Origin of the sequence: Pseudooceanicola sediminis, from assembly GCF_003575965.1 — a bacterium.
In the GTDB taxonomy this organism is placed as follows: Bacteria; Pseudomonadota; Alphaproteobacteria; order Rhodobacterales; family Rhodobacteraceae; genus Pseudooceanicola; species Pseudooceanicola sediminis.
Genome location: NZ_QWJJ01000010.1, coordinates 1 through 25,687, shown reverse-complemented (window position 1 = coordinate 25,687; position 25,687 = coordinate 1). Strand labels below are relative to the sequence as shown.

At 65.2% G+C, this 25,687-nt stretch carries 21 protein-coding genes and 1 pseudogene; 14 read left to right on the top strand and 8 right to left on the bottom strand.

Going from position 1 to position 25,687, the window contains the following annotated elements:
* Positions 1 to 77 precede the first annotated feature (77 nt).
* Entirely contained in the window at positions 78 to 1,490 is a 1,413-nt protein-coding gene (locus tag DL237_RS12250; RefSeq protein ID WP_119399359.1) for an FAD-binding oxidoreductase, read from the top strand.
* 223 nt (positions 1,491 to 1,713) lie between these two features.
* Here DL237_RS12250 and DL237_RS12245 read toward each other — a convergent pair whose 3' ends face one another.
* From DL237_RS12245 to DL237_RS12230, 4 genes are all read right to left on the bottom strand, one after another.
* On the bottom strand, positions 1,714 to 2,742 hold the full coding sequence (locus tag DL237_RS12245; RefSeq protein ID WP_119399358.1) for an LLM class flavin-dependent oxidoreductase: 1,029 nt from the start codon (positions 2,740 to 2,742) through the stop codon (positions 1,714 to 1,716).
* Between the two features lie 135 nt (positions 2,743 to 2,877).
* Positions 2,878 to 3,531 carry a DUF1523 family protein gene (locus tag DL237_RS12240; RefSeq protein ID WP_119399357.1) on the bottom strand — a complete coding sequence of 218 codons (654 nt, stop codon included), beginning with the start codon at positions 3,529 to 3,531 and terminating at the stop codon, positions 2,878 to 2,880.
* Between the two features lie 13 nt (positions 3,532 to 3,544).
* Positions 3,545 to 3,802 (bottom strand): hypothetical protein, encoded by a 258-nt coding sequence (locus tag DL237_RS12235; protein WP_119399497.1) that lies wholly within the window; start codon positions 3,800 to 3,802, stop codon positions 3,545 to 3,547.
* Between the two features lie 177 nt (positions 3,803 to 3,979).
* On the bottom strand, positions 3,980 to 5,188 hold the full coding sequence (locus DL237_RS12230) for an aminopeptidase P family protein (protein ID WP_119399356.1): 1,209 nt from the start codon (positions 5,186 to 5,188) through the stop codon (positions 3,980 to 3,982).
* Between the two features lie 174 nt (positions 5,189 to 5,362).
* Here DL237_RS12230 and DL237_RS12225 point away from each other — a divergent pair, with 174 nt between their 5' ends.
* On the top strand, positions 5,363 to 6,412 hold the full coding sequence (locus DL237_RS12225; RefSeq protein WP_233544979.1) for a P1 family peptidase: 1,050 nt from the start codon (positions 5,363 to 5,365) through the stop codon (positions 6,410 to 6,412).
* Positions 6,413 to 6,555: 143 nt separating this feature from the next.
* Positions 6,556 to 8,031, top strand: coding sequence for an NAD-dependent succinate-semialdehyde dehydrogenase (locus DL237_RS12220; protein ID WP_119399355.1), 1,476 nt, complete (start codon positions 6,556 to 6,558; stop codon positions 8,029 to 8,031).
* 86 nt (positions 8,032 to 8,117) lie between these two features.
* Here DL237_RS12220 and DL237_RS12215 read toward each other — a convergent pair whose 3' ends face one another.
* Both DL237_RS12215 and DL237_RS12210 read right to left on the bottom strand, forming a co-directional pair.
* Entirely contained in the window at positions 8,118 to 9,293 is a 1,176-nt protein-coding gene (locus DL237_RS12215; protein ID WP_119399354.1) for an MFS transporter, read from the bottom strand.
* A complete protein-coding gene (locus DL237_RS12210; RefSeq protein WP_119399495.1) occupies positions 9,290 to 10,138 on the bottom strand; it encodes an LOG family protein in 849 nt (282 codons plus the stop codon). Before DL237_RS12210 ends, DL237_RS12215 begins: the two co-directional genes overlap by 4 nt.
* A 421-nt stretch (positions 10,139 to 10,559) precedes the next feature.
* On the opposite strand from DL237_RS12210, the gene dapD reads away from it, so the two are divergent.
* Together dapD and DL237_RS12200 are read left to right on the top strand one after the other, a co-directional pair.
* A complete protein-coding gene (gene dapD / locus DL237_RS12205; protein WP_119399353.1) occupies positions 10,560 to 11,387 on the top strand; it encodes a 2,3,4,5-tetrahydropyridine-2,6-dicarboxylate N-succinyltransferase in 828 nt (275 codons plus the stop codon).
* 149 nt (positions 11,388 to 11,536) lie between these two features.
* Positions 11,537 to 11,788 (top strand): GlsB/YeaQ/YmgE family stress response membrane protein, encoded by a 252-nt coding sequence (locus tag DL237_RS12200; protein ID WP_119399352.1) that lies wholly within the window; start codon positions 11,537 to 11,539, stop codon positions 11,786 to 11,788.
* Between the two features lie 111 nt (positions 11,789 to 11,899).
* On the opposite strand, the gene DL237_RS12195 is transcribed toward DL237_RS12200, so the two are convergent.
* Entirely contained in the window at positions 11,900 to 13,072 is a 1,173-nt protein-coding gene (locus DL237_RS12195) for a T6SS phospholipase effector Tle1-like catalytic domain-containing protein (RefSeq protein WP_119399351.1), read from the bottom strand.
* A gap of 378 nt (positions 13,073 to 13,450) precedes the next feature.
* Here DL237_RS12195 and DL237_RS12190 point away from each other — a divergent pair, with 378 nt between their 5' ends.
* Positions 13,451 to 13,768: a hypothetical protein gene (locus tag DL237_RS12190; protein ID WP_119399494.1), complete on the top strand. Its 318-nt coding sequence runs from the start codon at positions 13,451 to 13,453 to the stop codon at positions 13,766 to 13,768.
* 26 nt (positions 13,769 to 13,794) lie between these two features.
* Here DL237_RS12190 and DL237_RS12185 read toward each other — a convergent pair whose 3' ends face one another.
* On the bottom strand, positions 13,795 to 14,991 hold the full coding sequence (locus tag DL237_RS12185; protein WP_119399350.1) for a Hint domain-containing protein: 1,197 nt from the start codon (positions 14,989 to 14,991) through the stop codon (positions 13,795 to 13,797).
* A 320-nt stretch (positions 14,992 to 15,311) separates the two neighbouring features.
* Between DL237_RS12185 and dapE the strand changes: the two genes are divergently transcribed.
* The 8 genes and pseudogenes from dapE to DL237_RS12145 all read left to right on the top strand — a co-directional run bounded on the left by dapE (position 15,312) and on the right by DL237_RS12145 (position 25,457).
* A complete protein-coding gene (gene dapE / locus DL237_RS12180; RefSeq protein WP_119399349.1) occupies positions 15,312 to 16,481 on the top strand; it encodes a succinyl-diaminopimelate desuccinylase in 1,170 nt (389 codons plus the stop codon).
* Positions 16,478 to 16,912, top strand: coding sequence for a GNAT family N-acetyltransferase (locus DL237_RS12175; protein ID WP_119399348.1), 435 nt, complete (start codon positions 16,478 to 16,480; stop codon positions 16,910 to 16,912). Before dapE ends, DL237_RS12175 begins: the two co-directional genes overlap by 4 nt.
* A 54-nt stretch (positions 16,913 to 16,966) precedes the next feature.
* Positions 16,967 to 19,255 carry a ribonuclease R gene (gene rnr, locus DL237_RS12170; protein ID WP_119399347.1) on the top strand — a complete coding sequence of 763 codons (2,289 nt, stop codon included), beginning with the start codon at positions 16,967 to 16,969 and terminating at the stop codon, positions 19,253 to 19,255.
* 182 nt (positions 19,256 to 19,437) lie between these two features.
* Complete coding sequence (locus DL237_RS12165; protein ID WP_119399346.1) at positions 19,438 to 21,045, top strand: lytic murein transglycosylase; 1,608 nt, start codon at positions 19,438 to 19,440, stop codon at positions 21,043 to 21,045.
* A gap of 273 nt (positions 21,046 to 21,318) precedes the next feature.
* Positions 21,319 to 21,987 (top strand): paraquat-inducible protein A, encoded by a 669-nt coding sequence (locus DL237_RS12160; protein ID WP_119399345.1) that lies wholly within the window; start codon positions 21,319 to 21,321, stop codon positions 21,985 to 21,987.
* Positions 21,988 to 22,001: 14 nt separating this feature from the next.
* Positions 22,002 to 22,577 (top strand): annotated as a pseudogene (locus tag DL237_RS12155) (paraquat-inducible protein A); the annotation flags it as partial.
* Positions 22,578 to 22,756: 179 nt separating this feature from the next.
* Positions 22,757 to 24,862 carry an MlaD family protein gene (locus DL237_RS12150; RefSeq protein ID WP_233544978.1) on the top strand — a complete coding sequence of 702 codons (2,106 nt, stop codon included), beginning with the start codon at positions 22,757 to 22,759 and terminating at the stop codon, positions 24,860 to 24,862.
* A gap of 4 nt (positions 24,863 to 24,866) precedes the next feature.
* Complete coding sequence (locus tag DL237_RS12145) at positions 24,867 to 25,457, top strand: PqiC family protein (RefSeq protein WP_119399344.1); 591 nt, start codon at positions 24,867 to 24,869, stop codon at positions 25,455 to 25,457.
* Positions 25,458 to 25,687: the final 230 nt, after the last annotated feature.

Here is a 25,687-nt window from a genome sequence, read left to right as displayed (position 1 = left end):
GTGGCGCCCGCTTCTCCCTCCCTTGCCCCCGCCGCGCCCGCGACGCATGATAACCTCGTAATACAAAGGGATATTCCATGCTCGACCAGCTTACGGCACGCCTCGGCCCGGCCAATGTTCTGACGGGAAAGGACGCCGAACCCTACGGCTGGGATTGGAGCCACGAGTCGTTTCAGGCCCCCCTCGCCGTGGTCCGCCCCGCCTCCACCGAAGAGGTGTCCGCGGTGGTGAAATGGGCCAATGCCACCCGCACACCGCTCGTCCCGGCTGGCGGACGCACGGGCATGGCCGGCGGCGCACAGGGCGAGGGGGCCGTGGTCGTGTCGCTGGAACGGATGAACCGCATCCGCGACATGCGCCCCGAGGCCCGCAGTATCGTCGTGGAAGCGGGTGTGATCATTGCAAAAATTCACGAAACGGTCGAACCGCACGGGCTGATATTTCCGCTGTCTTTCGGGGCGCGCGGCTCTGCCATGATCGGCGGCGCGCTGGCCACCAATGCAGGCGGCTCCAACGTGCTGCGCTACGGAAACACGCGTGACCTGGTGCTGGGAATCGAAGCGGTCCTGCCCAACGGCGATGTCGTCGACCTGATGCACGACCTTCACAAGAACAACTCCGGGTACGACCTGCGACACCTGCTGATCGGCTCCGAAGGGACATTGGGGATCATCACCGGCGCCGTCCTGCGTCTGCGTTCAAAGCCTGGCGCCTATGCCACGGCGCTCGTCGGAATGAAGAGCCTGGCGTCGGCCCTCGACCTGCTGAATCGCATCCAGCTGGCAACCGGGGGCGCCGTCGAAGCTTTTGAATTCATGCCAGACACTTACGTGGCCGACTACCAACGCCTGCGGGCGACCGCACGCCCCCCCTTTGCCGAGAATCACAAGGTGAACATCCTGATCGAAATCGGCGCCCTTGCGCCGCGCGATTGCACGCCGCTAGCCGATGGTTCGATGCCCATCGTCTCCTACCTCGAAGAGGTGCTGGCCCAGATGCACGACGCCGGGGCGATCGAAGACGCACTGATCGCCACATCTCAATCCCAAAGAAGCGAGATGTGGGCCATGCGCGAGGCCGCCAGCGAAGTCGCAGCGATGAAGAAGCCCATGATCATCATGGATGTCGCCGTGCCGGTCGATCGCATGGATGCCTTCATCGCCCGTGCAGACAATGCCCTGGCTCAGTTGGATTCCCAGGCGACGACCTCTGTCGTGGCGCACCTGGGGGATGGGAACATCCACTATACGATCTTTCCCGGCTCGCCGGTAGCGGCGCACAAGGACAGCCTCGTCGAGGCGATTGAGGATGTTGTTGCGGACCTGAAAGGTTCGTTCTCGGCAGAACATGGCATCGGGACGCACAAACTGTCGACCATGGCCCGACGAAAAGATCCGGCGGCCCTCGCAGCCATGCACGCAATCAAGCGGGCGCTGGATCCGAATGGCATCATGAACCCAGGTAAGTTGCTGCCTTTATTAGAAGACTGAACTTGCGTGTTCGGCAGCTGGATCAAAGCCAGATTGCCGACGTGGGTAGCACCGCAGGGCGGCGCACTCCCATGGCATCTCCGAGCCCGGCTCGCCGAACGCCTCCGGCGGGGGTATTTTCGGCCAGATGATAAAGAGCGCCGTCCTGCATGTTTCCCTGTTCGAAATATCCCGGGGGAGGCAGCGTAGCTGACGGGGGCAGAGCCCCTTTGCCGACGGTCGTTCAGCCCGCTTTGCGCAGCTCGGGCGCAACCTTGGTGCCGAGCACTTCGATGGCCTTCAGCATGTCTTTCTGCGCGATTACGCCAATGGCCATCTGGATAGTGACGCGGTCGAAGCCGAGATCCTCTTTCAGGCCGAGGATCTTGTCCACCAATTGCGCGGGAGAGCCCACAAACATGGCGCCCTCGGCGCTCATCGAGGCATCGAACTGGGCGCGGCTTTGCGGGCCCCAGCCGCGTTCGCGGCCGATCTGGTCCATCACCTGCTTCTGTGCGGGGAAGAACAGGTCGGCGGCGGCCTTGCCGTCCTCGCCGACGAAGCCGTGCACGTTGAGAGAGACACGGGCCTTGTTGGCATTGCCGGCTTGTTCCGCGGCGCGGCGATAGAGGCCGGCCAGCGGGGCAAAGCGGCGCGGTTCGCCACCGATGATGGCGAGGGCGAGGGGTGCCCCATAGGCGCCTGCGCGGACCATGCTTTGCGGGGTGCCGCCCGCGGCGATCCAGATCGGCAATTTGCCGTTGACCGGCCGTGGGTAGACGCCGACGCCCTTGACCCCTTGCGTATGCGTCGTCGCCTTCCAGTTCAGCTTTTCATCTTCGTTGATGGCCATCAGCATGGCCAGCTTTTCTTCGAACAGCGCGTCGTAGTCGTTCAGGTCATATCCGAACAGCGGAAAGCTCTCGATGAAGCTGCCACGTCCGACCATCAGCTCGGCGCGTCCGTTCGTCAGGTTGTCGAGCGTCGAGAACTGCTGGTAGGCGCGCACCGGGTCTTCGGAACTGAGGACGGTCACGGCCGAGCTGAGCTTGATGGTCTTTGTGGTGCGTGCGGCGGCGGCAAGGACCGTGGCGGGCGAGGTGACGGCATAGTTCGGGCGGTGGTGTTCGCCGAGGCCGAAGACGTCGAGGCCGACCTGGTCGGCCAGCTCGATCTCTTCCAGCAGGTTGTTCAGGCGGGTCTGTGCGTTGACCTTCTCGCCTGTGACCGGGTTGGTGCCGACGTCGCCGAACGTATAAAGACCGACTTCCATGAATGCCTCCGAAATGTTTCGCCACAACCTAGGCGCGCCACCTCGGTCGGCATAGCCCCCTGGCGCGCACAGCGCCTGTGCGCATGGGAAGGGCTGCGCAGCGCAGCACAAAACCCTGCGCGGCTGTCGTGCACATCACGTTCCGCGGGTACCGCCATTTTGGTCGCCGCGCCTGTTCGCGTTGCGATCCGCACGCCAGCGGGCAAAGCGGCTGCGGTCATAGCTGTCTTCGACGTTTTCCAGCATCGGGTCGATGCGGCGGCGGCGGAATCGAAGCCAGCGCACGCGGATGGCCCAGAACAGCGCTGCGACCAGCGTCAGGATGATGATGTTCAGCCAGGGGATCGAGGTGACATCCGGCCCCGGGACGGCCTTGAGGCCGACCGCGTTGGGAAAGGTCGACAGGAATTCGTTGCGCCAGCCGTAGTGCGTCACCCGTACCCACTGCGGGTTGGCTGAGGTCGATTTCAGATCCGACGCCTGCGCCTGCAGGTTGTTGGTGTCGAACTTGAAATACGGTGGCCAGCCCCATCCGGTGTCTTCATTGCGATAGACCATCGGCTTGCCGTTTTCGCGGATCGACTGGATGAAGAACACGTCGCGGTTGGTATTGCCGGTCGCATTTCCGGTATTGGCATCGGCCCAGAAGATGGAGTTGGCGCCGAAATCGACCCGCTTTTCAAACGTGTCGGTGATGCGGACGATGTCGTGTTGCGGCAGCGTATAGTGGAAGAAGGCCGCCGCGATGATGGCGATGATCCCCCAGAAGGCCCATTTCAGATAGCGCATGCGCCGGTTCTCCTTACATGAAATTCACGGCGTAGATGATGAAGGCGACAATGACCACAGGCACGACATAGATCAGCAGCATCAGCTTGCGTGCAAGGCTGTCGTCATACGCCTTCAGCCCCCGTTCGACGAATGCATCGCGGCTGCCGGGGGCGGCCGACTCTTGCCATTCCCGTTCCAGCCGCGCGCGACGGGCGTGGCGCGCGCAGAGCGAGGCCACCACGTAGAGCAGCGTCAGAACGATGAAGGACACGAAGGCGAGGCGAAACATGGGGCGATGGTAACCGCTCTTGCGCGGGAGTGCATCCCGCAGGTTCATTGCCCCGGCGGTGCAAGGCCGTGGGCGCGTCTTGTCCCGAGATGGGGCGCCGGGCGGGTCGGCGCAAACCCCCACAGCGAATAAACATCTGTCGGCGTGCAGGCCGGAGGCGCGCTCCGGCCTGTCCTGTCAGGCGATTATGTTGTGATCTGGCCCGTAGGGAAAGCCGGTGATGTCGTCGGCGCCGTCCTCGGTGATCACCAGGATATCGTGTTCGCGGTAGCCGCCCGCGCCGGGGGTGCCCTGCGGCAGGGTCAGCATCGGTTCCATTGAGATCACCATGCCGGGGTGCAGGACGGTATCGATATCCTCGCGCAGTTCCAGTCCGGCTTCGCGCCCATAGTAATGCGACAGAACCCCGAACGAATGGCCATACCCGAAGGTGCGATATTGCAGCAGGTCCCGTTCCGCCAGAAAGGCATTGATCTGGCTCGTGATCTCGGCGCAGCTGACGCCGGGTTTCAGCAGGGACATGCCATAGTCGTGCGTGTCGACATTGGCCTGCCAGATCTTCAGCGCGGCGGCATCCGGCTCACCCAGAAACAAGGTGCGTTCCAGTGCCGTGTAGTAGCCCGAGATCATCGGAAAGGTGTTCAGTGACAGGATGTCGCCCTGTTGCAACCTGCGCGAGGTAACGGGGTTGTGGGCGCCGTCGGTGTTCAGCCCGGATTGGAACCAGACCCAGGTGTCGCGGTACTCGGCATCGGGGAACGCCTCGGCGATGGCCAGTTCCATAGCGTCGCGACCGGCCATGGCGACGTCGATTTCGCGGGTGCCTTCGCGGATCGCGGCACGGATCGCCTCGCCTCCGATATCCGCGATACGGGCGCCTTCACGGATCAGGGCGACCTCGGCCTCGCTCTTGAACAGGCGCTGACGCATTGTGGCTGGGGCGATGTCGACCATGACCAGCGGGTCGAGGGCTTCCTCCAGCTTGTCGCGCATGGACAGGGTCAGGTGGTCGCCCTCATATCCGACCAGCTTGCCCTTGCCCGTGACGCTCTGGACCGCGCGCCAGAAGTTGTCACGGCCCCAGTCGGTATATGTCAGGCTGTCGCCATGGCTGCGCCGCCACGGCTGGCCCGCGTCGATGCCCGCGCTGATGGTGACGCATTTGTCCTCGGTCACGACCAGGGCATAGGGGCGGCCGAAGCTGCAATAGAGAAAGCCCGAATAATAGGCGATATTGTGCATCGAGGTGAGGACAACCACGGCGGCGCCGGTGAACTCCATCGCGTCGCGCAGACCGGCAAGGCGGGCGTCGTATTCGGCGGCGGAAAAGGGCAGGGCGACCTTGTCGCCATTGTGAACGGGATGAAAGGCGGGACGTTTGGTCAAGGTGACCTCCTGAAACAGAGGTCCCGGCGTGCAGGACGTGAGAAGGCCCGACCGGAACGGGTCCGGGTGGCGACGCCATCGCCAAGGCCGTGGTCATCTTGCCCATCCCGTGCCATCTGGCAAGATGCCCCGCGATGATGCAGGCATTCTGTGCCGCGAAAGAAGGACCACGTGATGACCTATTCAGCCCCGATGCCCTCCTGGCAGCCCGGCCCCCGCAACGCGATCACGGATGTTGCGGGGCTGTTGGTGGGGCAGGCGCGCGATCTGGCGGTGAAAACCGGTGTCACGGTGTTGACGGGCGTGCGCCCGTTTACCGCCGGGGTCAGCGTGATGGGCGGGGCACCCGGCACGCGCGAGACGGATTTGCTGGCCCCCGACAAGACGGTGCAGAAGGTCGACGCGCTGGTGCTGTCGGGTGGCTCGGCCTTCGGGCTGGACGCCGCCGGTGGTGTCACGGATGCGCTGCGCGAGGCAGGGCGGGGCTATCGGGCCGGGCCGGTGCGGGTGCCGATCGTGCCATCGGCCATTCTGTTCGACCTGCTGAACGGCGGCAGGAAAGACTGGGCCGAGAACCCTTACAAGTCGCTGGGCCGTCAGGCATTTGCAGCGGCGGATACGGATATGGACCTGGGCAGCGTCGGCGCGGGCACCGGTGCGGTGACGGCGGGGCTGAAGGGGGGGCTTGGCACCGCCTCGGTCGTGCTGCCTTCGGGGCATGTCGTGGCGGCGATGGTGGCGGTCAACGCCCTGGGCACCGCCACGGTGAATGCGGGCGAACACTTCTGGGCCGCGCCTTGGGAAGTGGGGCAGGAGTTCGGCGGAAGAGGCGTGGCACTGGACTTTCCCGCTCCGCATGAGCCTCTGACCAAGCTGACCATGCTCGACCGGCTGGGCCTGCCATCGCCCGGCACCCGCGGCAATACCACCATCGGCATCGTCGCCACCGATGCCGATTTGAACCAGGCACAGTGCACACGCCTGGCAACCACCGCCCATGACGGTTTTGCCCGTGCGCTGGTGCCCAGCCATACGCCGGCGGACGGAGACCTGATCTTTGGCGCCGCCACCGGGGAAAAACCGCTGGACCAGCCCGAGACCGACATGCTGGTGCTGTGCCACGCGGCCGCCATCGTCATGGCGCGCGCGATTGCACGTGGCGTGCATGCGGCGATCCCGGCGGACGGCGATCCCTTCCCCTGCTGGCAGGCTCGATTTGGCTGATTTGCGTCAATGGCGATCAATAGCGGGTGGCAGCCGGGGCGTTCGGCGCTAAACTCCGCTGCATACCCAATTCAGGGCCGGTCTTCGGCCCACACCACGGCCCGCATCAAATATGCGGTGCCAAACTGATCAAGGGATATCCCATGCTTGATTCCAATACGGACCTGAAATCCATTTTGAAAGACCCCTCTCTGCTGGTCGAAGCGGCCTATCTGGCCGGTGACTGGGTCGAAGGGGACGAGGGCACCTTTGACGTGCTGAACCCTGCGCGCGGCGATGTCATTGCCCGTGTCGCGGACCTGAGCCGCGCCCAGGTCGCCCTGGCCATCGACCGCGCCTATGCCGCGCAAAAGGAATGGGCGGCCATGACCGGCAAGGAACGCGCCAACATCATGCGCAAGTGGTACGACCTGATGATGGAGAACCAGGACGATCTGGGCACCATCCTGACGGCGGAACAGGGCAAGCCACTGGCAGAGGCCAAGGGCGAGATCGCCTATGGCGCGTCCTTCATCGAGTTTTTCGCAGAAGAGGCCAAGCGGATCTACGGCGAGACGATCCCGGGCCACCAGCGCGACAAGCGCATCACGGTGATCAAGCAGCCGATCGGGGTTGCCGCGTCGATCACGCCGTGGAACTTTCCCAACGCGATGATCACCCGCAAGGCCGCCCCTGCGTTGGCGGCCGGCTGTGCCTTTGTCGGGCGTCCGGCGGCGGAGACGCCGCTGTCGGCCCTGGTACTGGGCGTGCTGGCAGAACGCGCGGGCATCCCTAAGGGCGTCTTCAGCATCCTGACATCCTCGCGCGCGTCGGACGTGGGCAAGGAATTCTGCGAAAACCCCAAGGTGCGCAAGATCACCTTCACCGGCTCGACCGAGGTGGGGCGCATCCTGCTGAAACAATCCGCCGAACAGGTCAAGAAATGTTCCATGGAACTGGGTGGCAATGCGCCCTTCATCGTGTTTGACGACGCTGATCTGGATGCGGCGGTCGAGGGCGCGATCATGTGCAAGTTCCGCAACAACGGCCAGACCTGCGTCTGCGCGAACCGGATCTACGTGCAGGACGGTGTCTATGATGCCTTTGCCGAAAAGCTGAAGGTCCGCGTCGCGCAGATGAAGGTCGGTGATGGCCTGAAAGAGGGCACCGAGCTTGGCCCGCTGATCAACGCCGATGCGATCACCAAGGTGCAGGACCATATCGCGGATGCCAAGGCCAAGGGCGCAAAGGTGATCCTGGGTGGCGAGGCGCATGAGATGCAGGGCACCTTCTTTGGCCCGACCATCGTGACCGGCGCGACGAAAGAGATGTTGTTCTCGACCGAGGAAACCTTTGGCCCGCTTGCACCGCTGTTCCGCTTTGACACGGTCGACGACGTGATCGAGATGGCCAATGACACGATCTTCGGCCTGGCCAGCTATTTCTACGCCAAGGACCTGAGCCGGGTCTACAAGGTGGCAGAGGCGCTGGAATATGGCATCGTCGGCGTCAATACCGGCATCATTTCGACCGAGGTTGCGCCCTTTGGTGGCGTCAAGCAGTCGGGGCTGGGCCGCGAAGGCAGCCACCACGGGATCGAGGATTACCTCGAGATGAAATACATCTGCATGTCGGTCTGAACCGGCAATTCCTGATGTGAAAAAGACCGGCGTCGGGTGACTGGCGCCGGTCTTTTCCTGTCTGGCGCGGCCCGCCTCGGCGGGGCTCAGGCCAGGACGTTGCGCTTGCGCATTCGTGCTGCGCCCAGGTGAAGAGCCGCCCCCCCGCAATAGGCCACGACGGCAAAGATCACGAGGCCGGTCAGCCCCATTGCCCCCGTCATCGCGAGCAGGATCGGCGTGCCGATGAAATTGCCCAGGTTGCCCATCTGTGCCAGCGCGCCGTTGGCCAGCGCCCGGTCGGCAGGGTCGTGGTTGATCTGCGGGATGCTGGCAAAGCTGCTGCCCTGGACAAAGCCGAGGGCGCAGAACAGCAGCACTGGCGGCCAGGAGGCCCCGGGCAGCAGGCCCGTCAGCAGCGCGCAGGCGGCTGCCGCCAGAAAGCCGCAGATCGCCACCGGCACCGCTGGGACCAGCCGCAACAGCGCCGCACCCAGCGTCAGCCCGGTGATGATACCCGCCACCGGCAGCACCGTCATCAGCCCGTCGCGCGTCGCCTCCGGCAGGTAGGGCGGCAGCACGGTCAGGATGGCGACGAAGGTGGCAGTGTAGAACAGGAACCCCAGTGCAGGCGCCGCCACGAAGGGCGAGGCATAGGCCTGGGCATGGCGTCGCAGCACTGTCCCGAGGCGCAGTCTTTGCGCCGGGTGGGCGATGGCACCCGCCCGAAGCTGCCGGTCATCGGGCAACGTCAGGAACAGCACGCCCGCCAGCATCACCATGTAGGCCGCGTGGCTGAGCAGCACGACAGGCAGTCCGCCCAGGGCCAGCAGCGACGGCCCGATCACGGCATACAGCGCGAAGGCGACGCCGAAGTAGGTGCCCCAGAGCGACATGGCGAGGGGGCGCGCCTTGTCGTCCGTGATTTCGGCCATCAGGGTGGGGGCGGCGACGACGATGGCAAGGTGCGACAGCCCCTCGACAGCGCGCAGCACCAGCATCGCCGGCAGCGGCAGCATCAGGGACTGAACGGCCGACAGGGCTGCGCCCAGCAACAGCGCGGCGATCATCATGCGCCGGAACCCGACGCGGGCCACCACCATCCCTGCCACCAGCCCCAGAATCACCCCGATCAGGGAAATCAGCGACAGCAGAAAGCCCAGCGTCGCTCCGGCCTCGGGATAGGCGGCAGCCCAGGCGGGGAACAGGACCGAGATCTTGCCGAATTGCGCCGCGGCCCCCAGACCGGCGGCGAACAGGGCGAAAACCCGCAGCAGGATCATGCGTCGCGACCCGGTATGTTGTTGCGTGTTTCGCCCGCCCCATCCCAGGTCCTGATTGCCTCCATCGCCTCGGCGGCGGTTTCGACGAACTTGAACAGGCTCAGGTCCTCCGGGGAAATCGTGCCTGCTTCGCACAGCGCCTCGAAGTTGATGACCTTTTCCCAGAAGGCGCGGCCGAACAACAGGAAGGGGATCTTCTGCATGCGTCCGGTCTGAATCAGGGTCAGCGCCTCGAATGTCTCGTCCATGGTGCCGAAGCCGCCGGGAAAGACGCAGACGGCACGGGCCCGCATCAGAAAGTGCATCTTGCGGATGGCAAAGTAGTGGAAGTTGAAGCAGAGGTCGGGTGTGACGTATTCGTTCGGGGCCTGTTCATGCGGCAGCACGATATTCAGCCCGATGGAACTGCCGCCCGCATCCTGCGCGCCACGGTTGCCTGCCTCCATCACGCCGGGGCCGCCACCGGTGCAGATCACGTCGCGCTTGCCGTAGGATTCCAGCGACTGCCGCGTCATCAGGCGGGCGAATTCACGGGCTTCGGCATAGAAATGCGACAGATCCGACATTCCTTTCGAGCGGGCCTTCTTGCCCGGTTCAGGGATCCGGGCACCCCCGAACAGCACCACGGTGGTTTCGATGCCCCGTTCGTCCAGCACCATTTGCGGTTTCAGCAGTTCCAGTTGCAGGCGTACCGCGCGCAATTCGTCCCGGCAGAGGAAATCGTTGTCGGTAAAGGCCAGACGGTACGCCGGGGCGCGGCTTTGCGGTGTGTCCGGCAGCTCATGAACGCTCTCGATATCCTTGTGGGCATCGCGAAGCGGGGATTGGCGCGTTTGGTCGGTCATGAAGGGTCCTTTGTGCTGGCCCTTTGGTATCGCAGGGTGCAGCGCGGCGCCATGGCGTTGCTGCATAATCCTGCGCTGGCGATATCGACTGATCTGCGACGCGCCCCCGGTCCCTGGCACTCTGTAACCGGTACCAAGGTGGTGGCAGTAGCGGTCGCCAACACCAGCGTCAAAGCCAAGCAACTGCCACAGCTTGGCGTGCGTCAAAACGCGGGCGTAGAAATCGCGCGGCGTCGCACAGGCAAAACCGCTGATGCCCAAGCACGACGTCTCGGTCCTGATCCGTTTGCCCAGCATCCCGCAGTGCCCTGCGCGTGGGTCAAAAATGCCGCTGCCGCACCGCGCCTGCGGGTCAGCTGTGATTGCGGCGCGGCGCGCAAGCGATTATAGGGCCAAAGACCCGTATTTCAGGAGATGCCCCATGTCGAACGCCGCATTGGAAACTGCCATCGAAGCCGCCTGGGAGGCGCGCGAGACGATCACCCCCGCCACCACCGGCGAAACCCGCGACGCCATCGAAACGACCCTGGCCGCGCTGGACGGCGGCACCCTGCGCGTCGCTGAAAAACGCGAGGATGGAAGCTGGTTCGTCAACCAGTGGGCCAAGAAGGCCGTTCTGCTGGGCTTTCGCCTCAAGGACATGGAAGAGCAATCCGGCGGCCCGCAGGGTGGCGGCTGGTGGGACAAGGTCGACAGCAAGTTCAAGGGCTGGACGCCGGCGGAGTGGAAAGCCGCAGGGTTCCGTGCCGTGCCGAACTGCGTCGTGCGCAAATCTGCCTATATCGCGCCCGGCGTGGTGCTGATGCCGTCGTTCGTGAATCTCGGCGCCTATGTCGACAGCGGCACCATGGTCGATGCCTGGGCCACGGTCGGCAGCTGCGCGCAGATCGGCAAGAACGTGCACCTGTCGGGCGGTGTCGGTATCGGCGGTGTTCTGGAACCCATGCAGGCCGGTCCCACGATCATCGAGGACAACTGCTTTATCGGCGCGCGTTCCGAAGTGGTCGAGGGCGTGATCATCCGCGAAGGGTCCGTCCTGGGCATGGGTGTCTACATCGGCCAGTCGACCAAGATCGTCGACCGTGAAACCGGCGAAGTGACCTATGGCGAGGTGCCGCCCTATTCCGTCGTCGTGTCGGGCACCATGCCCTCAAAGAACGGCGTGAACCTGTATTGCGCGGTCATCGTCAAGCGCGTCGATGAACGCACCCGCTCGAAAACCGGCGTGAACGAGCTGCTGCGCGACTGATCCGACAAGCCTTCCATTAGCTCACGCCTGAATTATCAAGGCGTCTGCGGGGCCCGAGGGAACCGCAGACGCCTTTTGTCGTTGTATCTGCGAAGCCGCCACACCGTGCGGCACCGTCATATCAATGGAATTTGAGGAAGGAACGTCTCATGGAAGGTTTGGGTTGGATCGCAGCGATCATCGTTGGTGCGCTTGCGGGGTGGATTGCGGAAAAAATCATGAAATCCGATATGGGGCTGATCCTGAACATCATCCTCGGCATCGTCGGTGCGATCGTGATGAACTTTCTGCTGCTCGCCATTGTCGGATCGACGCTCGGCGGCTGGATCGGTCAGCTGATCGTCGGTGTCATCGGTGCCTGCCTGCTGATCTTCCTGGCGCGGGCGTTCCGCCGCGGGTAACCCCGCCGGCGAGTGCTGCCAGCTAGATGGCAAAAGGGCATTTTCGCCCTGATATAGCGCCCGGGGCCATAGCGGCTTCGGGCGTTCTGCGTCTTTAGGGCGGTGCCTTCCCTACGGTTGCTGAGGCAGGTTTTGCGGGCGGTAAGTGCTGTCGCCCTGCATCCGCGCCTCAACGGACGGGGCAATGTCGGCATCGCGGGGCACAACTCGCGCGGCGCCCAGCGGAAAGGTCAGCCCGCAGAATCGCCGGCCCTGGGGGGGCGCGTCCTTCGGTGTGATGCGCGGCACGCATTCCAGCACCCACCAGCCGCTTTTCAGCGACACGTGCATCTGTCCCAAGGGATCGGGGCGGGAATACTTGGAGGGTCCTTCCCCCAGCACGATCGAATTGATGGTGCGGCTGCTATAGGCGAGCCCCATCGCGCGTGTCTCCTGGATCATCCAGTCCAGCGTCAGCTTGCCCAGGCCGGATTCCCCCTCCGGGTAACCGCCGCCGATATCGCCATGGACACCGGCGAACCAACGCTCTTGCACGTCCTGCGGCAGGCTCTCTTCGGGGCGGAAGGGGTTGGGGCGGAACAGGTGGTCCGGTCCCCACAGCTTGGGGCGGAACATGGCGCGGCGTTCGTCGATGGCCAGCGCCTGGCGCACCGCCATCACGCTGGGATTGTTGCTGGTGAAGGCATGCGAGCGGACGCGCGGCAGAAATCGCCCCGGTTCGATGACCGAGGCTACGGTGTCGAACAGGCCCAGGCAGCGGATCTTGGGCTTGGTCGGATCAAGGATGCGTTCGTGCATCCTGAGTTCGGCAAAAACCTCATCGCCCTCGCCCGAGGCGCCCTCGCCAATGCTCTTGTAGGCGCGATAGGCGTAATGCAGCAGGTTGAACTGTTCAGGGGCGATCAGGCCGAAGGCATGCAGGAACCCCGCCAGAACCCGCGCTGAATAAGCGCCGCGGCTGAACCCGAACAGCCAGATCCGGTCGCTGTCCCGCGCGCCGTCGGGGCCCTTTTCGCCGTGGTCATAATGGGTGCACAGAAACCGGTAGGCCTCCAGCACGTTTTCATCCAGACCATAGCCCGTGGCCTGCCCGAACAGTTCGACCAGCCAGCGCCGCGTGCTGGACCACGCGTTGTCGGCGCCGAATGTGCCGACGCCGGGGTCGTAATAGACCACCTGTTGCGGGGTTTTCTTCAGCGTTCCGTAAAGGCGCAGGATATTGCTGCGCTTGCGCGAGATCTGGTTCGATGTGCCGTCCAGCAGGATCACGATATCCTTGGGCATGGGCGTCTGTCCCCCGGGGGCGCCCAATGGGTGGCGCCATCATGTTATGGATATGGCCGTGAAACCGGCCGAAAGGCGTTAATCAATCTATGGTGGATCTTAGCAGGTTTCCCACACCAACGGAATATGGCGCTCCGTGTCGCGGGCTCTTTACTCAGGGGGGTGTTTCTGACAGGCAGCGCGAATTGAGGTCCGGAGGCCCATGTTATGAACGACGACGACAAGAGCATTCCCAAAGACACGTCCACCGCAAAGCTGCGCGAAGCCTCTGCCGAGGATGCTGAAAACACTTCGCCCGAGGCCACCGAGGCGACGTCCGGAAAATCCGGCGACAAACCTGCCAGGAAGAAGACGCCCAAGCGGCAGCAGGTCTTTACGCTGTTGGTCGAAGTCGGTCGCAAGGCCGAGGACGGTCTGCCCGAAGGCAGCACCGGCGCGGCGCTGATGTGCTATGCCTCGGGGATCGACGAGGCCGAGGCGGTGCGCGAGACGGTCGCCGTGCTGAAACTCGCCGACCTCGCACCCTTGGACGTGTCCGGCTATGGCACGCTTGAGGAACGTCTGGCAGAGGGCCATGACATTCCCGACGAAGAGCGCGTGCTGATGGATCGTGCGCTGTCGGAAAACGCCGTGATCGTGGCGCAGATGACTCCGTTCTACGAAACCCCCGAGGGCGGCAAGCAGCGCCCGAACTGAACGATCGCGACGCGCTTGCTACGCCGTCAGATCCGCCGGTGCAGGACCAGCGTAATCGCCTCGAACGGACGCAGCACGGGCGTGTCATGCGGTTCGGAGCAGGGCAGGCTTTCGCGCGGATAGGCCGATAGCAGGCTGGCGCGGTGCAGCTCCGGTGATGTGCGCAACGCGTCGACCGGCAGGCTTTCGACGCATAATCCGTTGACGCCGAGTGGCTGCTGATCCTGCATCATGACCTGGTACCAGGTGACAAGCGGGGGCGCTTGGGTGAATTGTGCCATCCGGTCACTGACCAGGTAGGCCGCGGGCACCCGTACAGTTTCACAGCCGAACAGGTAATCCACGTCCGTTCCGCTGATCAGCAGACGCTGTTCGCCTGATACGGTGATATCCTTGCCCAGGCCGAACCAGGGGGCCAGCAGGCGCACCGGGCGGAACATGCCGCGCGCGGGCATCTGGCGGCGCACGACGGCCAGCACGGTGCGCGCTGCGCTTCCCGGGACCAGCACCTGCGCTCCGGGGCGCAGCGTCTCGATCGGGGTCGGCCCGGCGGGCGTGTCGATTTCGGTGCCCGGCGCCAGCCCCGGAATGGGGCCAACCGGCGCAATCCCTTCGGAGAGGGAAATGGCCTCGACATGCGGGCCGAGATGCGCGCCGGCGCGTGGTGCCGCCGCGATATCGTGATCGGCGGCCAGGATGGCCTGGCACAACGCCCGGCGTGGCAGCGGTGGCGGCGCGGGCAAGCGGGTAAAGCGGGGCGGGCTGTCGTGACAGGGCTGTTCGGCCACCAGCAGCGCCGCGCGTGATCGCGCGTCCCAGCAATAACTGACGCGCAGACGCCCGGGAAATGCCTCGGCGGGCAGGATCAGGCTGGCCTCGCGGTGCCTGCCGTCGTGATGCAGGCTCAGCGTCAGCCGGCCGCCTTGCGCATTCGACGATGCATTTGGTCGTGCGCTTCGCGGCGTCGGGGTACCTTCGGCGGTGCCTGCGGGTTCGGCCGCCGCGCCGGGGACGGGGGTGGGCTCTCGCTCGACGCGCAGGGTGATGCGCCCCGCATAGGGGGCCTCTGGCACCAGATCCAGCAGCGGCTCGTCTATGTCAGGCGCGCTCAGCTCGACCTCGATCATGAGGGTGCCGCGCATCAGCAGATCGTCGGCCTGCGCCTGGCCGTCGGCCTGCCATCCCGGTGCGTCAAAGGTGGGTGATGTCGCAATCCAGGCCATGCGTCAGTGCGGCGCGGTCTGCCAGCGGCCAGGCCGCCGCCAAAATTCCGCCAGTCCGGTGAAGGCCATGTTGCGTATCCTAGTTGTGGACCCCGCGTCCGGGGCCCCCGATGCGGGACGGTAGTCAGGGCGCGCGCGCTTGTTAAGCGATTTCTTGCCCATGCAATCGGGCAGGCAGCTCGGTGGACGGGCGGGGCCGATGATCGGACCGGATGGTCGCGTCGTGCTGCGGGGTATTCAGAGGTGGGCGGCCGGCGGTCTTTGGGCTTTGCAGCCTTGATCAAAAACCGCTAGCCATGCGTCCGAGCAAGGAGAAGACCATGATTGATACCCCCGCTGCCGCGCCGACCGGCGTTGACCCCGTCGCGCTGACGGCCCGGCTGATCCAATGCCCGTCGGTCACCCCTCAGGACGGCGGCGCGTTGGCGTTGTTGTCGGATGTGCTGGCCGGGGCCGGCTTCGACTGCACCATGATCGAACGGGGCGGCATCACCAACCTCTATGCCCGCTGGGGCGAAAAGGGGCACGTGCGCACCTTCGGCTTCAATGGTCACACGGATGTTGTACCGGTGGGCGACGCCGATGCCTGGACACACCCCCCCTTCTGCGGAGAGGTGCACGGCGATGACCTTTGGGGGCGTGGCGCGCAAGACATGAAATCAGGTGTCGCGGCCTTTGCCGCCGCAGCCGTGGATTTCGTGCGCGACACCCCGCCCGACGGCGCGGTGGTGCTGGCGATCACGGGGGACGAGGAGGGCGACGCCACCGATGGCACGATCGCCCTGCTCGACTGGATGCGCGACAATGGCGAAGGGCTGAGCCATTGCATCGTGGGCGAGCCGACGTCGCCCGATACCATGGGCCAGATGATGAAGATCGGGCGGCGTGGCAGCATGACCGCATGGTTCACCGCGACGGGCGTTCAGGGCCATTCCGCCTATCCGCACCGCGCGAAAAACCCGCTGCCCGCGATGGCGCGGCTGGTCGACCGGCTGGCCAGCGCGACGCTGGACGCGGGCACCGACCACTTCGATGCCTCCACGCTGGCCGTGGTGCAGTTCGACACCGGCAACGGTGCGACCAACGTGATCCCCGCACAATGCCGCGCGGCGGTCAACATCCGCTTCAACGACAGCCACACCGGCGGCGACCTGTCGCAATGGCTGCGGCGCGAGGCGCAGGATGTCAGCCGCATGTTCGATATCGTGATCGAAACGAAGGTCAAGATCAGCGGCGAAAGCTTCCTGACCCCGCCGGGAGAGCTGAGCGAGCTCGTCGGCAAGGCCGTTGCCGCCGAAACAGGCGTCACGCCGGACTTGTCGACCACGGGCGGCACCTCGGACGCGCGCTTTGTCAAGGATCTCTGCCCGGTGGTGGAATTCGGCCTGGTCGGTGACCGTATGCACCAGGTCGATGAACGTGTGCCGGTCGAACAGATCACCCAGTTGAAGGCGATCTATGGGCGCATCCTGCGGGATTATTTCGCATGACCTGGCGGTTCGAGGAAGTCAGCGACCCCGCGCCCTGTTTTGCGCTGCGGCGTACAGTCTTCATTCAGGAACAGGGCTTTGCCGAGGCTGATGAGTGGGATGCACTGGACGCGGATGCCGTGCACCTGCTGGCCTCGGACGCGACAGGTCCCCTCGGCACCGCGCGCCTGCTGTGCGAAGGTGCGGCCTTCGCTGGCAATACGGGGCGCATCGGGCGGATCTGCGTGGCCAAACCGGCGCGCGGCACCGGTCTTGGCGCCGCGATCGTGCGCGACGCGGTCGAACGGCTGCGTGCAAGGGGTTGCACCCGTGTGATCCTGGGGGCGCAGGTCCGGGCGGCAGGGTTTTATGAAAAGCTGGGGTTTCGCCCCTGCGGGCAGGTCTACGACGACGGCGGCGTGCCGCATCAAGAGATGGACCTGGCGCTGTAATCCCTCGCTGCTTTCCCGGATGACCTGCCTTGCGGGCCGTGTTAGATCAGGGTCATGTCACACCTCCCCTCCAAGCAGGAGATCCTTGACTGGATCGCCGCGAACCCCACCCAGACCGCCAAACGCGACATCGCAAAGGCGTTCAGCATCAAGGGCGCCGCCCGGATCGACCTCAAGCGTATCCTGAAGGAGCTTGAGGACGAAGGTCATCTTGAGAAACGCAAGAAGACCTATCGCGATCCCGACAGCCTGCCCCCCGTCAGCGTGCTGATGGTCAACGCACCCGATTCCGATGGCGATCTGACGGCCCGGCCGCTGGAATGGCAGGGCGAGGGACCGGAGCCGCTTGTACGGATGATCCTGCGTGCCTCGGACCCCGCGCTTGGCGCGGGCGACCGGATCCTGGCCAAGATGACCCGGCTGGGCAACGAAAACACCTATGAGGCGCGACTGATCCGCAAGATCGGCAGCAACCCCCTGCGCATTCTGGGGGTGTTTCGCGCCAACTCCGAAGGCGGGCGCATCCTGCCCGTCGACAAGGGCAGCGACCGCGAATGGATGGTGCCGATGGGGGCGACCCACGGCGCGCAGGATGGTGAACTGGTCGAGGGCGAACAGAGCGGCCCCAAGGCGCGCATGGGCCTGCCACGCGCCCGCATTGTCGCGCGCCTCGGGGACCCGTCCGCGCCGCGCGCCGTCAGCCTGATCGCGATCCACCAGCACGGCATCCCCGATGCCTTTCCCGATGCGGTGGTCGAGGAAGCCGATGCCCAGAAACCCGCCGGCCTGTCTGGCCGCGAGGATCTGCGCGACCTGCCCCTCGTCACCATCGACCCTTCGGACGCGCGCGACCACGACGACGCCTGCTTTGCCGAACCCGATGACGATGCCAAGAACCCCGGCGGCCACCTGTTGTGGGTGGCGATTGCCGATGTGGCCCACTATGTCCGCTCCGGGTCCGAGCTGGACCGCGAGGCGAAGAAGCGCGGCAACTCGACCTATTTTCCCGACCGCGTCGTGCCGATGCTGCCCGACCGGCTGTCGGGCGACCTGTGCAGCCTGCATGAGGGCGTGCCACGGGCCTGTATCGTCGTGCGGATGCAGATCGACAGGGACGGCAACAAGCTGTCGCATACCTTCTACCGGGGCCTGATGCGTTCGGCCGCGTCGCTGCATTACGGCGAGGTGCAGGATGCCATCGAAGGACGCACCAACGACAAGACCGGCCCCCTGCTGGAGGACGTGATCGAGCCGCTGTATGCCGCCTATTATGCCCTGCGCGAGGCCCGCAAGGTGCGCCAACCGCTCGACCTCGATCTGCCGGAGCGCCGGATCGAGCTGTCGGACGAGGGCAAGGTCACCTCGGTCAAGTTCCGCGACCGGCTGGATGCACACCGCATGATCGAGGAGTTCATGGTGCTGGCCAACGTCGCCGCCGCCGAAACCCTGATCGCCAAGGGCCAGCCGCTGCTGTTCCGGGTGCACGAGGAGCCGACGCCCGAAAAGTTGGAATCGCTGCGTGAAACCGCGCAGGCCTCGGGGTACAACCTGCCGAAAGGCCAGGTGCTGAAGACCGCGCACCTGAACCGCCTGCTGAACGATGCTGCCGGGTCCGAACAGGCCGAGCTGATCAACATGTCGACGCTGCGCGCCATGATGCAGGCCTACTACGCGCCGCACAACTTCGGTCACTTCGGGCTGGCGCTGCGCAACTACGCCCACTTTACCTCGCCCATCCGCCGCTACGCCGATCTGGTGGTGCACCGCGCCCTGATCCGCGCCCATGGCTGGGGCAAGGACGGCCTGACGGAACACGATATCGAAGCGCTGGATGTCACCGCTGGCCATATCTCGGAAACCGAACGCCGTTCGATGACCGCTGAACGGGATACGACCGACCGTTATCTTGCCGCCTATCTGGCTGATCGCGTCGGGTCGGAATTCACGGGGCGGATCAGCGGTGTCGCGCGTTTCGGCGCTTTCGTCCGGCTGGACGAGACGGGGGCCGACGGCCTGATCCCGATCCGTTCGCTGGGGCGCGAATTCTTTCACCACGACCGCGAGGCGAACACCCTGATGGGGTCGGAAAGTGGCATGATCATCCAGCCGGGCCAGCGCGTGACGGTCAAACTGGCCGAGGCTGCGCCGGTCACGGGTGGCATCGCGCTCGAGTTGTTGACGCTGGAGGGCGACGAGGTTGCGCGTGGGCCCTCGCTCGACCGGGGGCGGGGCCGCAGGCCGGGTGGCAAGCCCAAAACCGGCACAGGCCCGTCGAAACGCAAGCTTGTCCGGGCCAAGGTCAAGAAGGCCAAGACGGCGCGCAAGCTCAAACGCACCCGCTGAAACTGGGGCCTGCCCCGGCGCAGGCCCGGTGTTTCCCGGTCGCCCGGGCACCCCGGACCGACGGGCAACAGCGAAAGACCGCTGGAAATTGTCGCGCATCGCGCGGCTTTCCTTTGGTTTTGCGCCGGTTCCGGGTATGCTTGGTTAACAACAAAAACACGAGCAGCCGGAAAACATCAGATATGCGCGCACCATTTCGGGCGATCGCCCATAGTCTCCTGGTTCTGCCGCTGACAGGCGCGGCACTGACCCCCCTTGCATTCAGCGTGGCGGCCCTGGCCGGCCCGGTTGAGCAATCGTTGCGCCCAAAGGCCCGGCCTGCCGACGCCTTGCTGGCGCCGGATGTGGCCGTGGCGCGGTCTGCCAGCCGCGTGACGGACGCCAGCCCGCAAGAGGTCATCGAACTCGCCTCTGCGACGCTGGCGGTTCTGGGCGCGGTTCCATTGCCGACAGCTGCGGCCCCGCGCCCGGCTACCGCCGCCGCCGGCGACGCCAGCCCCGCCACCTCGGTTGAACCGAAGGCCCCGCCGCCGACGGTGCTGGCGTCTGCCCTGACCCCGTTGGAAAGCCGCCCAGTGGTGCGGCGCAGCCTGCGCCCACGTGTGCGCCCGAATGGCATCGCCTCGGCCCCCGCGCCGGCCTCCACGGCCCCCGATGCCATCGCCCAGACCGTGTCGGACCCCGGCTTCACCCGCTGGGTGCAGGGGTTCCGCGGCCGGGCCATGGCGCAGGGGATTACCGGCGCGACCTTCGACAGGGCGTTCCGCAATGCGACCTTCATGCCCGACGTGATCCGAAAGGATGGCAATCAGGCCGAATTCACCAAGGGCATCGGCGACTACATGGATGGCGCTGTGTCCGACACGCGGATCCGCAATGGTCGCGCCGAATTTGCCAAGAACGCCGATACCTTCAACAAGATACAGGGCCACTACGGCGTCCAGGCGCAATATATCGCCGCAATCTGGGGCATGGAAACGGCCTATGGCAGCTACCGAGGCAACACGCCGCTGATCTCCTCGATGGCGACGCTGGCCTACGAGGGGCGGCGCGGGGCGTTCTACGAGGCTCAGCTGATCTCTCTTTTGCGCACCGTTCAGCATGGCGATACCACCCCCGAACGGATGGTCGGCAGCTGGGCCGGGGCGATGGGACACACCCAGTTCATGCCCACCTCCTATGAAACCTACGCGGTGGATTTCACCGGCGACGGGCGTCGCGACATCTGGGCGGATGATCCGACCGATGCGCTGGCGTCCTCGGCGGCCTATCTCAAGCGGTTCGGCTGGGTGTCCGGCCAACCCTGGGGGATGGAGGTGACGCTGCCGCAGAACTTTGACTACAACCTGATAAACGGCCCGGAAAAGATGCCCTCGCAATGGGCGCGCCTTGGCATTCGTGCGACGCAGGGCGACATGCGTGACTACGGCTCGGCGCGTTTGCTGATGCTGACCGGTGCAAATGGCCCGGCGTTTCTGGTGTTCAAGAACTTCGATGTGATCAAGCGCTACAACAACGCCGATACCTACGCGCTGGCCGTGGGTCTGCTGGGCGACAGGATCGCCGGGGCAGGCCCGTTGCAGGCCAGCTGGCCGCACGGCGAACGCACCTTGAAAAAGGCTGAACGCATCGAATTGCAGACATTGCTGACGCGCCGCGGCTTCGATACCGGTGGCGTCGATGGTATCCTAGGCTCCGGCAGCGCCAAGGCGATCCGGGCCTATCAGCGCAGCATCGGCGTGGTGCCCGATGGCTATGCCACGGTATCGCTGTTGTCGCGGCTGCGCTGACCCGGCAGGCGACGCCCCAGCCCGGCTGACCCGCTGCCCGCCCCGACTGGTCGGTCCATCTGGGTAAGACTGGAACGGGGCAGCCGCCAACCTGGGCAGGTCCGGGGGCAAGCGTCACGCAGGATGTGACGCCTGACGCAAGGCACGGCCCTCGCGCGCCTCCGGTTGGGGCGTGCTTGCCATTTGAAGCCGGGCGTGCACAGGCTATGTCTAAGACAAACCCGGCTTTTAACCGCTTTTGCGGATCGGACCCCGCCCGACATGACCCGTGACATGACCCAGACCGATGACAGGACGCCCCAGACGCCTGGGGCGATACAGGGTCATGCACCGGCAGACCTGGCGGGGATGATCGCCTGCCCGCGCTGTGACGCGGTTTTTCGCGCGATCGAGCCGGCACCGAACCAGCGGGCGATCTGCACGCGGTGTCACCATGTCCTGATTGCGCCGCGCCGCCGCGCGGGCAAACGCATCATCGCGGTGTCGATGTCGGTCCTGATCCTGCTGGTGGCGGCGTCGGCCTATCCTTTTCTCAGCATCGCCACCACCGGGCTCAGCAACTCCAGCTCGATCCTGGATGCGGCCTTGGCGTTCACCTCCGACGGGCTGCTTGCGGCGCTGTCGTTCGTCCTGGCGGGACTGATCGTGTTCATCCCCGCCGCCCGCGCGGTGCTTTCGATCTACGTGCTTGCGCCCTTGGTGCTGGATCGCGACGCGTTTCCGGGGGCGCCTTTCGCGTTCCGCCTGTCCGAACACCTGCGCCCCTGGTCGATGGCCGAAATCTTTGCCATCGGCTGTGCCGTGGCGCTGATCAAGGTCGCGGACCTGGCAACCGTCAGCTTCGGCCCGGCGTTCTGGATGTTTGCGCTGCTGGTGCTGCTGGTCGTCGTCCAGGACAACTTGGCCTGCCGCTATTCGATCTGGAAGGCATTGGGAGAATGAAGTCCGCCCGCCAGATGGGCCTGGTCGCCTGCCAGTATTGCACCCGGGTCTGGCCTGGTGAGACGAAGATCTGCGGTCGCTGTGGCCATCACATCAGGTCGCGTGATCCGGTCTCGCTGCAAAAGGTCTGGGCGCTGTGGACCGTCGGGATGATGTGCTACATTCCGGCCAATATCTATCCGATGCTCGCCACGGAAACACTCGTCTCCAGCCAGAAGAACACCATCGTCGGCGGCGCGCTGGAACTGGGCCGCCACGGGGCCTGGGGCATTGCCATCGTGATCCTGGTTGCCTCCGTTCTGATCCCCGTGGGCAAATTCATGGCGATTGCCGCGCTGGCCTTCGGCGTGACCTCCGGCAGCCGTCTGAAACCGCACACGCGCCAGATCCTCCACGAGATCGTCGAATACGTTGGCCGCTGGTCGATGATCGACGTCTTCGTGGTGGCGATCCTGTCCTCTCTGGTGCAACTCGGTTCGGTCGCGTCGATCCACCCGGGGCGCGCCAGCCTGTATTTCGCGCTGTCGGTGTTTTTCACGATGCTGTCCGCCCAGGCATTCGACAGCCGCCTGATCTGGGATGCCGACGCGCCGCCCGAACCCGACGGACCGCCCGTGAAAGGCTTTGGTCCGGTGTCGCAGATCACGCCTGACACCACGTTCGACTTTCCCTTCAGCGCGGGGGCGGCGACACTGACCGTGGCCTCCGCGACTGAGCGGCGTGCCGAACCACCCTTTTCCGACCCCCAGACCCGCAAGGATTCCCCGACGTGAGCGATGAAGCAAGCAAAAGCGATACGCCAGAGGATGTGACAGTGACCGGCGCCCGTTCCGGTTTCTGGGAACGGATTTCGCTGATCTGGATCGTGCCGGTGATGGCACTGATCATCGCACTTGGCGTGGCTTTCGACAATTATATCAAGCGCGGCCCGCTGATCCAGATCACGTTTGAGAATGCAGAGGGGATCGCGGCGAACGAGACCGAGCTGCGGTATCGCGACCTTGCCGTCGGCGTGGTCGAAAAGGTCGGCTTTTCCAAGGGGCTGGAAAAGGTCCAGGTATTCGTGCGCCTTGATCGCAACGTGGCCGATTACGTCGACGACGACGCGGCCTTCTGGGTCGTGCGCCCCGAAGTGACGGCGCGCGGCGTTACCGGCCTCGGCACGGTTCTGTCCGGCGTCTATATACAGGGCATCTGGAACAGCACTCCCGGTGGCTTGCGCTCCGAATTCGAAGGGGCCTCGCAACCGCCGCTCAATCCCGATGGTCGGCCGGGCCTCAAGCTGCGCCTGCGCGCCGCGCCCGATGGCAGCCTGACTGGCAATACCCCGATCGAATACCGCGGCATCGACGTCGGCCAGATGGGCAAGGCCGAGATTTCGCAGGATGGCACCACCATCGAGGCTGACGCGATCATCTTCGAACCCCACAACCGCCTGATCTCCTCGGCCACGCGGTTCTGGGACACATCCGGGTTCAAGTTCAGCTTCGGCGCCAATGGGGCGGAACTGGATTTCTCCTCTCTCGCGACCGTCCTGTCGGGCGGCACGTCCTTCTCGACGCAGATTTCCGGCGGAACGGCGGTGCAGCCAGGCACCATCTTTACCGTCTATTCCGATGAAAGCGCGGCCCGCGCCAGCATGTTCAGCGAAGAAGACGGCGTGCTGCTGACCTATTCCGCGATCTTCGATGAAAACGTGCCGGGGCTCAGCCCGGATTCACAGGTGACCTATGGCGGTCTGCGCATCGGGCAGGTCAGTTCCGTCAACGGTTTCATAGACCCGGAACGCTTTGGCGACGACAAGGTGCGGCTGGCCGTGACCATGCAGATCCGGCCTGCGCGGCTGGGTCTGGACGACACGACCGGCAAGGCGGCGGCGCTGAAATTCTTTGCCGATCACGTGGCGGAAAACGGGCTGCGCGCGCGCCTGGCCACGGCCTCGATCCTGACCGGTGGCCTCAAGATCGAGATTGTCGAGGTGCCTGACGCGCCGGAGGCGACGGTCGACACCGATGCCGACCCCTTTCCGATCTTTCCCACCGCGCCAAGCCGCATCACCGATGTTTCGGCCTCGGCCGACGGGATCTTCAAGCGGATCAGCGCCCTGCCGATCGAACAGCTGATGAACAGCGCGGTGGCGACGCTCGACAACATCTCCCGTCTGACCGGCAGCGACGATATCCGCGCGGTTCCTGGCGAAGTACGGGCCCTGCTGGGCGATGCGCGTGATTTCGTCGAATCCGATGCGCTTCAGGCTCTGCCCGGCCAGATCGGGTCGATCGCGACCGAGGTCGAAAAGGTCGTGCTGGCTATCAACACCCGCGATGCCGTCGGGCGCATCGTCGAGGCGATCGACAATGTGTCCAAGGCCGCCGGCTCGGTCTCCGGGGCGGTCGCGGGCGTGCCGCAGCTGGTACAACGTATCGACAATGTCGCGGCGGGGGCCGAGACCGTGCCGCTGGATCAACTTGCGCAATCGCTCGACGGTCTGTTGCAAAGCGCCGACGCCTTCGTCGGCACGCCCGAGGCCCGTGCCCTGCCGGGCGATGTGTCGGCGGCGCTGGACGAATTGCGCAGACTGCTGGCCGAACTGCGCAACGGCGGCCTGATCGAAAACGCCAATACCACCATGCTCTCGGCCCGCGAGGCCGCCGACAGCATCGCCGGTGCGGCGGATGACCTGCCGGCGATGATGGCGCGGGTCCGCGCCGTGCTGGACCGCGCCGGCACCACCCTGCAAGGCTACGATGCCCAAAGCGGCGTCGGTCGCGAGGCCACGGATACCCTGCGCGAGGTACAGCGCGCCGCCGCCGCCATCTCTGCTTTGGCGAGAGAGCTGCAACGCAATCCCAATTCCCTGCTCTTCGGAAGGTGACATCATGATTTCCCGCCGCGCGCCCCTTTTTCGCGTTCCCCTCCTGTCGCTGCTTGCCGTGCTGTCGCTCGGTGCCTGCAGCGCGGACAAGCTCTACACCGTTCCCACCCCGCCGGCCCAGGCCGCCGTCGGCCGTATCGCCATCGCCTATGCCTCGGTCGAAGTGCAGGATGTGTCGCTGCCCGAATATGCCTCCGGGGATGCGATCCCGATGCGAGACGACGATGGCAGCGTGACGGCCTCCAAGAACCTGCTCTGGGCCGACCTGCCGACGCGCGCCGTGACGCTGGAACTGTCACGCTACCTGCGCCAGATCACCGGGGCCGAGGTGGCTCCCTCGCCCTGGCCGTTCCTGGATCGGGCCCAGGTCCGCGTGGACGTCCGCGTCGAACAGATGCTGGCCGAGGCGAACGGCAGCTTTCGCCTGTCGGGCCAGTATTTCGTTGCCCCCGAAACCGGCGCACGTGGACGCTCGGCCCTGTTCGACCTGACGGTCCCGATCGGCGGCGACGGCGGCGCCGTCGCCATCGCCGCAGCACGCGGCCAGGCGGTGCTGCAACTGGCACAACTGATGGCGCAATCAGCCCTTCGTTGAACTGAGGAGGGTGGCAGCGCGCAACGCGCCACCTCCCGCCACGCCCCCGGCGCTCCCTGTCATCTGGCTGGAAATACCCCCGCCGGAGGCTCCCGGACTGGCCGTGCGTCCTGCGGCCCGAAGGTGGGGCCGCACCGCTCCGACACCGCCCTGATACCGACGTGCTCGAATCCCCTCTCCGCGCTTGTTGCCGAGGCGGAGAGGGGGTGGGGGACTCAGCCGAAGACGCG